We start from the raw sequence: 13048 nt of genomic DNA on the forward strand, positions 1-13048 counted from the left end.
TTTGGCGTGTCCGCAAAGACGTACGGTGGCTTTGCGATACTCGCGGATTTGAATGAAACCCAGCCGCCTACGCCGCTCTACTCCCCCATCCCTGTCGGCCTCAATCTGCCGATACCTCGCCGAAGTCTCCCCGCTGAAAAAGAGCCTTGTCGCCGAACAGTCGATCGCCAAGGTTTGGATGGCGTCGCGGATCGGCAGTCGGCCGCTCGACCGCATTCGAAACGCAGACCTGATCGCTCTTCGCGACGAATGGGCGCTAGACAAGGCTGCGTCGACCGTCGTCAGGCGTCTGGCGTTCTTGTCCCACGTCTACACCGTGGCTCGGAAAGACTGGGGGTGGACCGAGTTGGCCAACCCAGTCCAACTTGTCCGGAGGCCGACAGTCAATGACGCCCGCGATAGGCGTGTGATCAATCGCATCCGCATGCGCGGGGTGCCGGCCTCCGAGTGTCCCAGAAGCGAACTCGACTGGATCATCCAGGCCACGGCCTCAAAGGAACTCCCCGTGGTGATAACGCTCGCCGCTGAGACTGCAATGCGGCGCGGCGAAATATGCTCGATCAGGCGAGAGCATGTCGACCTGCTTCACGGGGTGATCCACCTTCCCGACACGAAAAATGGCACTTCAAGGGATGTGCCACTGAGCCCGTGGGCAAGGGAAACGCTGCGCCAATACCTTTCCGGGAAACCTTCGCGCGGCCCAATATTCACGATCTCCCCCGGAGCCGCCACCCGCGCCTTCATCAGGGCTCGCGCACGCGCACGGGAGCGCTATGAGCTGGCCTGCCGCGAACTCGGCCGTCGACCGAATCCCGCATATTTCCGGGACTTGCGGCTGCATGACCTGCGGCATGAAGCGACGTCGGTACTGGCTCCGATCTTCCAGTTGCACGAGTTGGCGAAGATCAGCGGCCATAAGGACACGCGCATGCTTCTACGCTACTACCATCCAGACGGGCGCGAACTTGCCCGAAAAATCGCGCGCAGCCCGCTGGGAAGGCGTCAGCAGGCACGCATACGGGATGATCGCGCGATGAGCGCCCCGTGACGGTCAGTCCGTGCCGAGAAGTTGATTTGTCGGGGCCGGTGCGTCCAGCGTCAGCCACGCCGGAATAGGACCGCCCCCGTCATATGTGACGCTTTCACTGTTTAGCTCAACTGTATCGCCCAGCGTGTATGCGGCCCCCGTTGCAACGACATAGAGCGACTTCTGGCGATGGTCCTCAACGATCATCCACTTCTCGCCGTCCCACTTAGGAACGGAGCCGTCGTTCGCTGCCGGCGGCTCTGCTTCCACGGCACCATAAGGCACGTTGAACTCGCCGGGGGACAGGAACAGCTCGTGAGCGGTTGTCCGGTACAGGAAAAATCCAGCAGCGTCGGTTTGGTACACGGTTTTCTCTTCCATCATCAATCCTTCAAAGGTAGTTTCACTGCAAATGCGCGGACGCTTGGCAGCTCCCAGCGCGACGCGGATCAACGCGTGAACGGTAACGCGGGAAGCGTCCGCGCCTGGAACATCTTTGGGCCGTTCGCAAGCACCGGAGATCCGATCTATTTCGACCGAGCGGCAGGGACTTCTGAGCTGTTCGTCAGTTCGAATTTTGATAATGCACGGGTCATTCGAACGTCGACAGAAAGTCGACCGCTAAATACCGCTTACGCACCTCGAATCCACGTTTAAATGTGTAGGCGCGGCGCGTAGGCGGTGTTGATCGGGCGAGTCTCAGAGCCTCCGGCAGACTCGGTTCTCAGATCGGCAGCTCCGTCCGTGTTGGCACGCACTGCGGCCTTGGCAAGCCCGGAGGTGTTCGTATTCGACGTGAGATATTGATGGTCGTGTGCCTGAATCTGGCCCGTTTGCCTCGTGCCGAGCGTCCTCGCATTTGCAGTGTCAGCGTCGGTCCCCGTGTACCGACGGAACTGATTGCGCAAGTCCGGACACCGGAAATTGTCTCCGCCCAGGTCGACAAACTTGTGCATGCCGGCAGTCCACGTCCCTGAGGCCACGACCAGGCTGTTTTCTTGCGCGTAACCCCAGAGCGCTGCATATGCTGTCTTGCTTAACGTGCCGCCCACCGCGTCGACCTCGCTGGCCAGCGGCGTCAACGTGTGTCCGTCCAGCGGACGCCCGCAAAGCGGTGATCGATAGCCGGTGAAGTATGCGCTGGCGCTCCAGATCCAAACCTCGCCGGCCTCGGCCACGGTAATCGGTCCGATATTCTGTGTGGGCAAAGACGTGATCGAGTAGATCCGGGGATAGTCAGAGCGCTTGGCAAAGACGGCCAGCAGTGCGTCACGCAGGAGCGTGTAACTATCGGGGTCATCAGGATTGAACGGCTGGCCGTCCATATTCGCCAGCTTCAGCAGTTCCATCAGGCTCCAGATGATCATATTGCCGTCATTCCCGGACCAGACCGTCGGCACGGCGACGCTGTCGCTGTGCATGCGATGGCCAGTCGGGCCGTGCACCACATTGTCGGCACTGGTTGTGTAGTCCATTCAAAGCCTCTTTAAAGGTAGATTACGTTGATTTCAAAGCGCGCCGGCGCGATTCGGCCAAGCAGGCATTGGATTTCGATGCCGTCCTGGCTGCAGATGCGCAGACGTTGACCAACACGGTTTGATCCGACCCGGAAAGGGACGCACAGATACAGCACCTTCACGTTGAGCACGCCTGATAGGCTGCCGAGCCGTTCGCCGACCCGGTTTCTCCCAACGCGAAATGGCGTCGAATACCAGATTTCGACTTGGTAGCCGTATCTGGCCAGATAGGCTTTGATCGCCTCAGGGCTTTCCGCCGAGCTGTCGTCGTAGGCCAGGTCAACGTCACCGCGCAGTCGCGCCAGCATGTTCGTGCGCCTTTGCTCTCCATCCTGTTCGCCCTCGAAACAGGGATCAGGCAGGCCTAGCGCTTCCTCCCATTCCTCCAGACGCGAGCACGTCCGATGGGGAATCCACTGCCGAACGGCGCTTTCCACCCATTCGTGGTGCTCGCGCAGGACGCCCGCCCATGCCTTGAGCCAACGCATGACGACAGATCCTGGAGCGCGCGGAAACGCAAAGCCAGGCGGCAAAAGGTGCGTCAGGGCTTGCCAAAACTTGTCCATCAGCGGAACGTCACCGATCGGAGGATCAGGATCTCGTACGCGCCCGCGACCAGGAATCCGCCCTCCGTGAGAACGGGTGCGATAAACCGATGGTCGAATTCGCCAGGCGCTGTCGAAACGGCTTCACGTAGGTGCGAATGAGGGATTCGGCCATGCGGTGCTGCCTCGCGAAAGAACAGGTCTTTCAGCTCAAGCTCAATCGCGGCGCGTGTCGCCGCCGTATCCGGCGTAATCTCTAGCTCGATGTCGACGAAGACCGGATCCGGCACAATCACAAAGAGCTCGTCTGGCGGCCCCCGCATCGGATCTCGGATGTAGTCGTAGACCAGTTGCTTCTGCGCGGCCGTCGGCAGACCGTACGGCGTGTTGTTGTCGGCCATGATGACGACGCCCGCCGATGTCGGGCCACTCGGGTTGCGAACGCCCCATGCGCGCGTGATACCCGGCACGGAGAGTGCCCAGCGTTCGTAGTCGCCAGGCGCACTGCCTCGGGGCGGGTTAGCCAAACGCTGCCCCAACCGATAGATGCCTTCGGCGTCTGTCTCACGGTCCGTGCCGGCGGCGATGCCATCAGGGCCGACCTTGAAGCTGACATCAATGCCTGGGACGGTCGCAATCAGCTCCAGCGGCGTGTCGGCCGCGAGGTTGCCTGTACTGCCTGCGACGTCGCAAGCGACCTTGGCCGTGATGCTCAGATCGGCCGCGACGCGAGCGTCTTCGAGTACCGTGAACGTTTGGTCGCCGTCAGCCCGAAGGACGTTGCCAGCTTCCAGCAAGGAATTCGCGGTGCCGGTGCCTGTCACCACGCCGCGTGAAACGTTCGCCTCTTTACGCGGCAAGCCGTAGGCGACCAGCCAATCGTCCAGAAACTCGTCGCTCGACTTGGTCGGAATGGCTTGCTTGGCGATGTAGTCGCGCAGATAACGGTATGCGCCGTGAATTCCGACGCCCTGGACGAACGCCTGCACATCGATGTTCGAGCGTGCGAGCGCCACGTCCGTGGCGGACAAATCCGCCCCTTGTGCAGTCGCGGCGTCGACAAGACCTTGCTGAAGCTGGCGAGCCGCGTTGTCCTTGAGCTCGGCAATCGAAGGAATTGCAACCTGGACGGATGTGCTCATGCTGCAGCCCTCCGAAGGCTCGTGCCCCAAAGCACGTCGTAGACCGGGCGTTCGGTGTTCCCTTGGAAAATGCGCGGGCGTAGCGCGAGGCGTTCATTCGTCGCCCCGGTCCACTGCGCGACTACGTCGACCTGGCTGGCCACATCAGAGCGAACCATCCACTGCAGGGACTCCCACGCGGCGAAGCGAGCCCGCTCCAGCATGTCGACGGTCGATTTGGTGACATAACAGAGCCACAGATGCGAGCCCCACGCGTCGGTTTCATCGCGAGGCGCATCAGTAGCAGGCATGGCGAACTCGTCGCCACACCAGCCTCTACGGTCCGTCTGGTTCTGAGGCAATACCGTGTCGTCGTCAGCTCGACGGTCGCAAAACAGCGACAGAATGACTGCCGTGCAAAGGCTGTCATCGAGCTCAAGCGCGCGAACCTCTAGGAGGTCGGCATAGTGACCAACGGCGATACAAGGATTGGAGAAATCGTGCCAGGCACCTTTGGTCGTGCGACCGCTCCGAACGACGCTCCAGTCGAACGGAATACCGGTTTCAACGGATGCTCGGGAGGTGGTGAGGATATCGATCATGATGGCCTATTGATTAGGCCTTCATGATCGGTTCAGGAGGGGTTTAAGTCGCTGTGAAACATTTCACAAACGACGGGAGCGGGTTAGCGAGAAACGCCGCCGGACTGGTCGCCACCGTGTTGAACGTTGTCGTGCTTGTGGCCGAAATACTCGCTTTCTGAGACCTGCAGTGACTCGCCGACTTCCGCGCGCGTGCCGACCGTAAGCGCCTCGCTGGTCGACAACGTTGGCGTCGTGACGACCACGCCGTTCTTGCCTTTGAGGGCAATAGTGTCGGCGTCCACCTCGAAATCCGTGCACTTCGCAGTGATCTTCCCGCCCTGGCTGAGCAGGATGCTATGCCCTTCCTTGTGCCATACGGCCACATCGTAAGGTGCCAGGCGGGGCCGGCCGTCGATACGATCCATGCGCAACACGATCGTGTGCCCGCCGGCCTCGATGACGAGCCCTTGACCGTCAACGGGATTGCCCGCAAAACCGTAGTCTTGCCAGCGCTCAACGCTTTCACGGCCGTTGCTGTCAAAAACCTGCACTGACACTTCCTGGACGGGGCCTTCTTTGAGGCCGCGCAGCAGTGCGCGGCGTAGCATGTTCATGAGGTTCATGACGGGTCTCCCTTGAATTCGAGCACGGAACCGTCCTTGCCGCGCTTTCCCTTACCGCGACCGCGTCGCACCTTCGTCTTGAGCGGCACGGTGTCGTATGCCTCCTTCGGGCGTACCAGCAGTTCGGTCACGTCGCCTTCCTTGAGGTCCACAGTCTGTTTCACCTCACAGATCAGCCATTCTTCACCGTCCAGACCCGCGATGTCGTCGTAGATCGGAACAAGCGTATTGATTTCCCACGGCTTGCCTTGCCACGTCCAGCCTTCCACCGTGTACTTGAAGCCGAACGCGTGGCCCCGACGAACGCGCATTGTGTGGTCGACCAGACGCTGCATGTCCGGCGCTTCGTTGTTGCCATCCGCGTGGATCACCAACGGTAGATAGCGCTTCATGCCTGGGTCTTTGGCGTGGGCCTTCTGTTGCGCAGCCTGGCTGAACGCCTTGGCAACATCGCCCATTGTTCCGCCGACATCGAGCGTCTGAAGGCTCTTGTGGTGCGCGACGTTGCCCTGGCCATAACAGAAATAGTCCGAGTGGCGGTCCGCGTCGGTGCCAGCACTCTCCATGCTGATCACGTTGACGCCCCGCACAATGGCCCCATGGCTTTTCGTTTGGCCCGCTCGGGTAATGAGCACGCGCCCCTCTGCATCGGTTGTCACCAGAACACCGCGCAGTCGAGCTGCGCGTGCGAGTACCTGGACGACCTTCTCTCCGTGCTCGACCTTCAGATCCCGAATCGGCTCGCCGATGTCCGTATCGATACGTACGTCGATGCCAAAAGGCGAGCACAAGTCCCGGGCGATCCTATCGAGTTTCGCGTTTCGCCACTGGCCGCCCCGATAGATCGCAGAGCATGCCACTAGGTCGCCGCTACGGCTTCGGCCCTCAATCTTGAATCCGCAGTCGTCACGCCGATAGAACGGCTCGGCGGCAAGCACCGTCCCGGTCACGACCAACGTGTCGTTGATGCGGATTTTGATGCTGTCCTGGCGATTGATGTCCGGAGGGTTGCCGGGAATAAGGGAAACCGGGATGCTGAAGCGGCTCGAGAGCGTCTCCAGCGATCGCTCGACGCTAGACGACAGCCACCCCTGGTAGTCGCGGCCATTGACCGTCACATAAATCTTCGCGTCGTCGCGCGTGAACTGAGTGGGTTTTGCCATAGGTCAGTCGTGCTTCGTGATGCGCAACGGAGTGCCGGGCGGCACAAGCAGCGGATGGCGGACATGCGGGTTCATGGCCATGATCTCGTCGGCCCAGCGAGTGGTGCCGAACATCCGATACGAAACGTACAGCGCCGGCTGCCACGACTCGGGCGTGTAAGTCGTGAGACGCGCCAGATCACGCGATCGCGCCTGCAGGTCAGTGAGCACAGCGGTTTTCAGGCGTACCAGCGAATCATGAGTTGTCGTTGCGCCGACGCCACCAATCGGCTCAGCGGCGCTGGCCAGAATCAGCTCGGTGATCTGTTGACCGAAGTCGGAGCGAAGCGCCAGCGCCTGGTCGTAATTGTCCAGGTCGATTTGCGTCACAGCGCGAACGGCCATGATCGTCATGACACCATTGACGAAGCCTTCAAGCGTTTTAAGGGCTTGCGCTTCCGCCTGGCGCGACGCCGTTTGGTAAGGACTTACCGGCGGCGTGAAAGCTTCTGCCAGCTTGGCCTGTGCGGACGAGGGAGTGAAGCCCGTGGAGGCGTATGCAGCCGCAACGTCAGGGCTGATCGCTTGCGGCAATCCAGACGGCGACGCCGGCACCGGCGTCGACTGTGACAGGAGGCTCTGCGTCGCCGTAGGCGCTTTCCACAGATTGCGTGCTGCGCCGAAGACGGACCAGGCATCACCAGACGTAAGCGTGTCCGGAATCTTCGTGAGATCCGAAAATCGGCTGCCGAGCACCGACGAGATAGCCGACAACTCGTTCAGCGGAAACGTGATGTACTGGCGCACAAGGCTGTTGTATGTGTCGAAAGCGCCATTGACCGCTGAGATACCGTCCCAGACAGTGTCAAGCGCTGAGCGCATGCGCGACAACACGTTGTCCTTGGCCCAGCCCGTCAGGTCCGACACGTTGAAGTTGGCCGCCAGCGAGTCAATGAGCGATTTTTCTGCATTGTCGGCCGCCTCGGAAACTTGGTCCGTGGTGTTGGTCACGCCTGCCGGATACCGACGGGGTTCGGCCCGGACAAATGACAACTCCAGACGAGCGCACCCACCCTCGGACGTCGGCGCTTCCTTGACGGTGTACTTGCCATTGCACCAGCAGCGAATGCTGCCCTGCGTCGGATGGACGAGCACGCCGTCACCCGTCAGCACCTGGCGCAACTTGCCGAGCTGGTCCAGGTAGTCATCGCCAATGAGGTAGGCCGAGAATTTAATCTCGTTCGCACCCGCACCCATGCGAAACACCGTCGGCAGATCCTGAAACGGGTATTCGCGCAGGACGGTGTTGTCACCATCGGTCATTTCGGTCGTATCGACCTGGAACGGCACGTCGCGCCACGACGCGGTGCGAAGTTGATTCAACCAGGTGTTTTTGCCAGCACCGGCGAGGCCCGAGAGACCGCCTAAGCCGGCCAAGTTGGTCAGGTTCCCCAGGCTGGGCACGCTCGGCAGACTCGGGATGCTTGGCAGATTGTCGATCAGTGACATTAGTTCGTCCCCCCTGGATTCGTCGCGCCGGGATCAATGCGCAGCGCATTCGGCTGCCGGAAAACCTGCGTTCCAATCATCACGCGATCGTCGCGCACAGTGACGTTAATGCCGAGCTGGCCGCTGCCGATCTCGACCCGCTGCGGTTCCGCCTGGATGCGCTTGATCATGTCGAGCCCGACGGACGGTTGCATGAGCGGGTTTGTCATGTAAGCGGGCGCAGTACGCAGGACGCTCATACGGTCCTGCGTATCTGTGGGCAATCCGGCTGCATCGGCCAGGAGTCCTGCGCGCTGGGACGGCGTAGCCGTCATACGTGTCAGGGCGTCACCGGCGCGCGTCGCGCCGAAATAGCCGAGTGCCCCGCCAATTGCACCGCCGATCGGTACCGTGATCGGTGCGAGGGGACCGCCAAATGCACCGATTGCTGCACCGGCTTGCATCCCTGCCCATGCGCCAGTCGCTCCTGCCGCGATACGGCCGAGGTCATTGACCTTCTCGGTCGCCGATTTGGAGCCGTCAAGAAGCGTCGGGATGGCCTCGTACGCCGCATACGCGGCAGCAGCCATGCCAGCACCACGCGCACCGCCAAGGAATGCCGCGCCACGCTTGCCGCCAGCACCGCCAGGACCACCGGCCCCGCCGGCGCCACCCGAACCGCCAGGCATCGGGGCGTCCCAGCCCGGCAGCTTATTCACAACCCAAACCGGAAGGGGACCGGCTCCGAACCCTCCGAATCCGCCGGGGCCCGCACCGCCAGGAGCACCCGAGCGGCCGCGCGACAACAGAAAGGCGGTGAATGCGCCGCCAGCACCCGCTGCGGTAGCGATACCAACTGCCTGACCGAATCCGGTAAGCGCCGTCGTCACGGCGGGAAATGCCTGGGCGAGATCAGTCGCGCTCGTGAGCACGGCTTTGAGCGGGCCGTCGATCTGATCGAACACACGGCTACGCGCCATGTCTGCCTCATTTGTGACTTGCTGAGCCTGATAGGACGCGCGCCCCGAAATCAGCGCAAAGTTCGAATCAACTGCTTGACCTGAATCCACATGAACTTTTTCGCGCACGTCTTTGACGTAGTCGGCGTTCTGCATGATGGCAACGAGCGCCATCATCGCCTCGCGGTCCTGAATAATGCTGCCAATCGCGGAACCCTGAAGAATGTCCGCCATTGCGCGATAGGTAGCCTTCTGCTCCTCACCAGTTTCGTTAGCGGCCTTGGCGCGTAATTTCATGTACTCCGGATTCTTCGCCGTGATCTGCTGACCAAAGTCGACGAACGCGGAAACGGAATCAACGCCACGCCCACGTGCACGAGCAAGAGATTTCGGCAAATCAATACCGAGCTTTGCGAAGTCCTTTTCGGTATCCGAGCTGTTGATCTTCAGCAGGAGGTTCAGAAGGTTATTTCCCCCCTCGTCGGGGGATCCGGCCGTGATGACTGACGCCTGGGCGTACGACAGAAGTCGCTCGAAGTCCCCAATACCACGCATGCCCAGCTTTCCGCTAGAAGCGGCCATGAGTTTCGGCAACCACTTGCTCATATCGCGAAGCTCAAACCCACCGGCCTGACCGGCCACGACCGCTTTAGACAATGCAGCGTTCACTTCAGACACACTCAAACCGAAGGTCTGCATGCCGCGAATCGCGATCTGGGCTAGTTCCGTTACATCGGCATTCGCCGCCGTAGCTGCCTTCTGAAGCGCTGGCAACATCGTGATTGCGTCGTCAATGTTCACCGTGCCGGACGCAATCATCTTATCGAGAGCGTCAGCCGCAGTATCGCGATTGCCACCACCCTGTTGAACTGCCCGATTGATCGCAGATTCGATGGTCCTCATGCCGACAATCCGCCCTTCGTTGGAGCGCTCAGGGTATGCTGTGTTGACCATGTCGGCGAGGCGCTTATCGAATTGCACCGGCCGCTTCAGCGTCGCCACCGCAGCCGCGCCGCCAGCGACCACACCTCCGGTGATAGCGCCGGCCGTCTGGCCAGCACGACCGAGTACGGCCGCCATACGATCCGCGTCGCGGCGAATATCGCTCATCCGTCGCGCGATACTGCCCAGATAGCGAAACTGCCGATCAAGCGCCGTTGAGCTGCCCAGACGGGACAGTGCACTGTCCGCGCGCTGTGTGGCCGACGTGACATTGTTCAAGCCCGATTGCATGCGCCGCGCATCGGATTCGAGCTTGCTCGCACCCGTCTTAGCTCCCACCTTTTCGACAGACTTCTCGGCCTTCTGGGCCGCCTTGTCTGTGTTGGTCAGCGCTGTGGTTTGCCGCTTGCCAGCTTGCTCGACCGCGCGCGCGTTTTCAGCAGCGCGTCGCTTGAGGTCGCCCGCCAGATTGATGATGTATCGCAACGTCATGCTGCTCATCGTCTCTTCCTCGCTTCTGCCTGCCGTGCCTTATTCACCCGCTCCAAGTCAGCGGCCTGCGCCATCAGCTGCACCTTCGGTGTTTCGCGCAGCGTAGTCAGCGAGCATGGAAGGGCCAGACTGAGCTGACGCGCCAGCGTCTCCCAGTTCTGCAGCCTGGCCCTCGGATCGCGGGCCGGTGCCCTCCGGTTTGGACACGTCGCTGAGCATCGTTTCGAATGCGTCCTGCGAAATCAGACCGTGACGAAGCTGCGCCGCCAAGTCGACCAGGACACAACGCTCTTCGATGCGCGCCAAATCGAGCGGCGACAGACGGCCGAACATCTCCAGTGTCATGAGGCTCAACGGGATGTCGTCCAGACCGGCGCACTGGAAGCGATCGCAATGGCGCAGCGTCAGCGCGACGCGATACAACTCGTCGGACACGAGCAGCGTGGGTTTGCCCTTCACGTCGACAACGCGTTCCGCGAGCTGCATGGCAGCGTATTCGTCTGCGACGGTCGTCTCGCGCAGGCGCACTGTGCGATATCGGACCTCCTGATCTCCGACCTGAGAGCGCAGGCCGTCAACGAGCGTGACGACATGGATGTCTTGCTGATTCATGGTGTGAGGCTCCAATGTGTGGCCGAAAAGTGACGAAGGCAGGAAAAATCCTGCCTTCGGGGAGATGCATCAACGGGCGCTGCTTAAAGCCACTGGAGCGCCGTGAGGACTGCGAACTGGATGTCGACAGCCCCCGTGCCAACCTCGCCCATGCTCATGAACGAGCATTTGCCGGCGCGCACACGTCGACCGGTATGCAAGTTGGTCATCACGATCTGTGCTTCGCAGATTTGGCTGATCGTGTCCGGGTTGCGCGACCCGGTGAACAACAGCTTGGCCTTGATGACACGGGCCACGCGCTTACGCGTCGTGAAGTCCGGTCCATTTGCAGCCAGTGCAGCCTCGCGTTCGAAGCCGGCCGCGCCTTCAATCGTTGCGCTGCCGTCCTCAATCGCCCATTCCTCACCATCGACGGTGAAGCTATCCACGCGGAAAAGTTCGCTATCGCAGGCCATTTAGCCCCTCCAGTCAGTCAGAAAATTGTGTGATGTGCGGTTGATCAGACGTGCCCGGCGATGAACTCGCTGGTGATTTCGGTCTGGTAGTGCTGCGTGATGAGGACCGGCTGATCCACAATCTTCAGCTTCCCGTTAGGCCCGTCGACTTCCACCAGAAGCGCGTTCTTGTAGTACTCCATGTTCTGGAACAGGCCCGCCCCCATGAACTGCTCGTAACAGTTGAGCATGATGTCGTTGCCGAGCTGGGCCGTCATGATCTTCTGGCCAGGAATCGGCTCCGTGACGTATTCAGCCAGCTTGTACCCGCGATACTTCGTCTGGAACTCGGAGACGATGAACCACCGGTAATACGACAGCGTCTTCACCCAGTTCAGATTGCGCCAGGAAGCGTCTGCCGCGCCCGTGGGATGCGTGGTGTAGTTCGTCACCATGCGCAGGATGTTGGCAGTACCGTCTTCCATGGTTTCGAGCACGGAGCCACCAGCCACGAGCATGTTGTTGCGTTGCTCGACTTCCCAGTCGTCCTCCAGGCGTGCCGCGACATACCCGCTGAGCTTCACGCCCGTCCACGGCTGTGCGGGATCGATCGCCGCCTGGCTTTCGATCGCGGCCGCAGCGGCAGCCGCCGTCTCCCATGTATTCGTCAGGTCGCGAGTGACGCAGATGGTGTGTACTTGCGGGCTGTTTCGGGGGCCCAGCCAGCTGACGACTTCACCTTCGGTGCCGCGCATCACCGTCACAGCTTGGCCGTCCTTCATGTTGTCGAAGTTCCAGCGCCGCTCCAGCTCGGTTTCCAGCACCCCCATGTTCGGGCTGTCGGTGTACGGCATCGCGTATTCCGTCGGCCAGAAGCCCTGGATTGCGGACACCACCGGCGTAATGTCGGGATTGACCGCGCCGCCGGCCATCGGTGAGACCGTCAAAGTCACGCCCTGGGGAAGACGGTCGTCCGCGTAATACGTGCCACGCAGATCGATGCCGTTACCGGTCGCGCCACTCCAGCGGCAGGTCAGCTTCACTTCGCCGTCCGTCGCACCTGCCGCAGCGATCACGGGCAGGCTGGGCACGGCGTTGATAGCGTTGACCAGCTTGGTCGCCGCCGTGATCGCCGTGTCGTTGATGGCCACGCCGATGCGCACGCGCACGCCGCCGATGTACAGCGGCAATTCGCCCGCAGCGTGTTGCGCGCTGACTTGCACGGTCACTTTCCCGGTCGATGCGATCGCAGTTTCGTCATCCGCCAGGATCACGAGATCGATCGGCATGCCCAGATCCGCGTTCGCCTTGGCCTTGCGCCACATCGCGAGCAGCATCGAGCCTTCGCCGAGCAGGCCCACAGCCTCGGCCTCGCTGGTCACGCGTTGGCGCTTCGTGATGTCGACGCCGGCGGGCGGACTCGCCTGACCGATGAGCAGCAGGCTGCGCGGCATGCCGCGAAGTCCACGGATCGCCTTGGATGCATCGAATTTGTGTGCCACGAACGGCACCAGAAAGTTCAAGGAAAGCAGGTTCGGCAACATGTCGAAGGCCTCATTAAA

13 protein-coding genes are annotated in these 13048 nt (G+C 61.3%); 1 reads left to right on the forward strand and 12 read right to left on the reverse strand.

The features are described 5' to 3' along the window. Nucleotides 1-52 precede the first annotated feature (52 nt). Nucleotides 53-1048, forward strand: a complete 996-nt coding sequence (locus ABWO90_RS14615; RefSeq protein ID WP_353191950.1) for a tyrosine-type recombinase/integrase — start codon at nt 53-55, stop codon at nt 1046-1048. A 3-nt stretch (nt 1049-1051) separates the two neighbouring features. On the opposite strand, the gene ABWO90_RS14620 is transcribed toward ABWO90_RS14615, so the two are convergent. The 12 genes from ABWO90_RS14620 to ABWO90_RS14675 all read right to left on the reverse strand — a co-directional run bounded on the left by ABWO90_RS14620 (nt 1052) and on the right by ABWO90_RS14675 (nt 13030). Beyond that, nucleotides 1052-1408, reverse strand: coding sequence for a phage tail protein (locus ABWO90_RS14620; RefSeq protein ID WP_353191951.1), 357 nt, complete (start codon nt 1406-1408; stop codon nt 1052-1054). Nucleotides 1409-1680: 272 nt separating this feature from the next. Then, the gene (locus ABWO90_RS14625) at nt 1681-2502 is read right to left on the reverse strand and encodes a phage tail protein (RefSeq protein WP_353191952.1); all 822 of its coding nucleotides are present in this window, start codon (nt 2500-2502) and stop codon (nt 1681-1683) included. Nucleotides 2503-2513: 11 nt separating this feature from the next. Then, nucleotides 2514-3110, reverse strand: coding sequence for a putative phage tail protein (locus ABWO90_RS14630; protein WP_353191953.1), 597 nt, complete (start codon nt 3108-3110; stop codon nt 2514-2516). Beyond that, nucleotides 3110-4261 carry a baseplate J/gp47 family protein gene (locus ABWO90_RS14635; RefSeq protein ID WP_353191954.1) on the reverse strand — a complete coding sequence of 384 codons (1152 nt, stop codon included), beginning with the start codon at nt 4259-4261 and terminating at the stop codon, nt 3110-3112. Before ABWO90_RS14635 ends, ABWO90_RS14630 begins: the two co-directional genes overlap by 1 nt. Continuing rightward, complete coding sequence (locus ABWO90_RS14640) at nt 4228-4812, reverse strand: phage GP46 family protein (protein ID WP_353191955.1); 585 nt, start codon at nt 4810-4812, stop codon at nt 4228-4230. Before ABWO90_RS14640 ends, ABWO90_RS14635 begins: the two co-directional genes overlap by 34 nt. A gap of 83 nt (nt 4813-4895) precedes the next feature. After that, a complete protein-coding gene (locus ABWO90_RS14645; protein WP_353191956.1) occupies nt 4896-5417 on the reverse strand; it encodes a phage baseplate assembly protein domain-containing protein in 522 nt (173 codons plus the stop codon). Continuing rightward, a complete protein-coding gene (locus ABWO90_RS14650) occupies nt 5414-6580 on the reverse strand; it encodes a phage baseplate assembly protein (protein ID WP_353191957.1) in 1167 nt (388 codons plus the stop codon). Before ABWO90_RS14650 ends, ABWO90_RS14645 begins: the two co-directional genes overlap by 4 nt. Before the next feature lie 3 nt (nt 6581-6583). Continuing rightward, entirely contained in the window at nt 6584-8068 is a 1485-nt protein-coding gene (locus ABWO90_RS14655) for a DNA circularization protein (RefSeq protein WP_353191958.1), read from the reverse strand. Continuing rightward, on the reverse strand, nt 8068-10449 hold the full coding sequence (locus ABWO90_RS14660) for a phage tail tape measure protein (RefSeq protein ID WP_353191959.1): 2382 nt from the start codon (nt 10447-10449) through the stop codon (nt 8068-8070). Before ABWO90_RS14660 ends, ABWO90_RS14655 begins: the two co-directional genes overlap by 1 nt. A 48-nt stretch (nt 10450-10497) precedes the next feature. Beyond that, nucleotides 10498-11052, reverse strand: a complete 555-nt coding sequence (locus ABWO90_RS14665; RefSeq protein ID WP_353191960.1) for a phage tail assembly protein — start codon at nt 11050-11052, stop codon at nt 10498-10500. Between the two features lie 83 nt (nt 11053-11135). Continuing rightward, nucleotides 11136-11507, reverse strand: a complete 372-nt coding sequence (locus tag ABWO90_RS14670) for a hypothetical protein (RefSeq protein ID WP_150662813.1) — start codon at nt 11505-11507, stop codon at nt 11136-11138. A 44-nt stretch (nt 11508-11551) separates the two neighbouring features. Continuing rightward, nucleotides 11552-13030, reverse strand: a complete 1479-nt coding sequence (locus tag ABWO90_RS14675; RefSeq protein ID WP_353191961.1) for a phage tail sheath subtilisin-like domain-containing protein — start codon at nt 13028-13030, stop codon at nt 11552-11554. Nucleotides 13031-13048 lie beyond the last annotated feature (18 nt).

Origin of the sequence: Pandoraea pnomenusa, assembly GCF_040391475.1 — a bacterium.
Lineage (GTDB): Bacteria > Pseudomonadota > Gammaproteobacteria > Burkholderiales > Burkholderiaceae > Pandoraea > Pandoraea pnomenusa_C.